General features: G+C 38.9%; 2 protein-coding genes. Both read right to left on the minus strand.

All coding sequences use genetic code 11. From position 1 onward, the window contains the following. Nucleotides 1-126: 126 nt before the first annotated feature. Nucleotides 127-567, minus strand: a complete 441-nt coding sequence (locus FC65_RS10200; protein WP_010499346.1) for a MarR family winged helix-turn-helix transcriptional regulator — start codon at nucleotides 565-567, stop codon at nucleotides 127-129. 181 nt (nucleotides 568-748) lie between these two features. Next, entirely contained in the window at nucleotides 749-2,104 is a 1,356-nt protein-coding gene (locus FC65_RS10205; protein WP_056972608.1) for a dihydrolipoyl dehydrogenase family protein, read from the minus strand. Nucleotides 2,105-2,243 lie beyond the last annotated feature (139 nt).

The following is a 2,243-nucleotide window of genomic DNA, read 5'->3' on the forward strand; positions in this document are numbered from 1 at the left end:
TTATGACGAACTAGCACCACGCGTATTTAACCATATTGATTCAAAGTCTGACTCTGAACAGCTCTTAGAACACAAAAAGACCATGCGTTTAAACATGATCTTTTTGTGAACTATAAATAGTGAGGGTCAAACCAGTTTCAATAAGCTTTTGATCAATTTCTGGTTGTCCGTGAGCAATTTCTGATAATCTTCAACGCTAAACTCTCCAACATCTTTAATACAATGAGCTATTTTTTCTTCGATTTGCGGTTTTAACTTTTTTCCCATCTCTGTCAAGCTAACGACTAACTGCCTTTTGTCTTCCAAGGGATGAACTCGTGTGATCCACCCAGTGTTTTCAAGGCGCCGTAATAAGGGAGTCAACGTATTACTTGCCAAGTGTAAAGTTTTCCCAAGGTCATGTAAATTACGCTGATCTTTCTCCCATAAAGCCAACAAGACTAAATATTGCGGGTAGGTCAGTTTATATTCATCCAATGTTTGCTGGTAAAACTTTGCAAAAAGACGATTAGCGTTGTAAATCGAAAAACAGAGCTGATTTGCTAGTTCCATATCTTGTTTTGCCATGGTTAATCGTCTCCTTTCATATTAATAAGTTTTCTCGCTGCTAAATAAAGCGTACACGATTTATTACTAATATACCATAAACAAACTTGATTGACCGCTATCTTTACTTGTTTTACCGGTAAAAATAATGATCATCCTGACACTAATTCTTAGGATGACCATTTTCTTTATTAAATTTACATTAACCCATTGCACCATTAGGGTTTAGCATACCTAAAATTGAATAACTAACATCTGGGAAACCGAAAATCATTTGCTCCAGGTCATCGTTAGTCAAGCCTTTATCAACAACAAATGTCAATATATTGATCAAAGAAGCAGCTTGGCCGCCATAAATTACCGCACCCGCAACTTTATGAGTTTCTTTTTCAAAAATTACGGTCAGCTCAGCATCATCATCGTGTTTAGTATCAAAACTCTTGCCATATGGTAAAACTTGTTCCTGATATTTATCTGGTTCTACCTGAGCCTGTCCTGGAGTGAGACCGATCTGGGCGATTCGCGGTAAGGTATAGGCGATAAATGGAACTGTCGGATAGTCTATCGGCTGGTCATCTTTACCCAAAATCTGTGCTGCGATGTAATTTGATTCAAAAGTTGCAGTTGGTGTTAGCTTAGGGATCTGTTTGTCGATCACATCTCCGCTAGCATAAATATTCTTCAAACTTGTCCTCAAATGATCATCAACACTAACGCCGCCTTTAGTATAAGTGATACCAACTTCATCCAAGCCCATATCTTGCGTGTTAACCTGACGCCCTGTAGCTCCGAAGACATAATCTGTATCAAACTTCAAACCGGCTTCTGTCGTAACAGAATAACCGTTATTGTTCTTTTTAACTTCATTAACAGCTTCGTTAAAATGGAAGCTGACACCTTCTGCTTTCATTTTGGCTACTAATTTATCAACATACTTCTTGTCATATTGAGCCAAGGCCCGATCTGAATACTCAATAACTTCGATCTTCGTGCCAGCTTTAACAGCCATCGAGGCAAATTCAAGAGAAATCAAGCCGGCACCAATAAAGACAATAGACTTCGGCAAATGTGGAATAGATAAGAAATCTTTGCTGCCATGAATATATTCTTTACCTGCTGCGGGTAAAATCGAGTCATGTGCACCAGTTGCGATAACAATATTTGCTGCAGTGATTTGTTTGTCACCAGCTTTTATCGTATGAGCATCTGTTAATTTACCTTTTCCTTCATAGATATCGATCCCCGCTTTAGGGAACATTTCTTTCATCATCCCGGGAATACGGTCGATCCAGGCGTGCTTATATTTCATGAGATCTTCCCAGTTTAATTGTGGGGCAGTATCTAAACCAAAGCCCTTATAATTCTGGCTGTCCTGAATCACCTCAAAAGGGCCATCCAAAAGTAATTTAGCGTCACAACCATAATTAGGACAAGTCCCACCTAATTTATCTTCTTCGATAAAAGCAACTTTTTTCCCAGCCTGTAATAATTTAAAGGCCCCATGAAAAGCAGCATGACCACTACCAATAAAGACAACATCATAATCAAAATCAGCCATAAAAATTCCTCCTTTGAAAACAGAGCGGAGTGAACCGGTTAAAAGTTGAGCATTATCGGACTTTAACGATAAGTCGTGGTTTTTGCGACTTGTTGTTAAAGTTGGATGGGCGCAGACTTTTGGTTCACGGAGCTCGACT

It is taken from the genome of Ligilactobacillus acidipiscis DSM 15836 (assembly GCF_001435755.1).
GTDB lineage: Bacteria > Bacillota > Bacilli > Lactobacillales > Lactobacillaceae > Ligilactobacillus > Ligilactobacillus acidipiscis.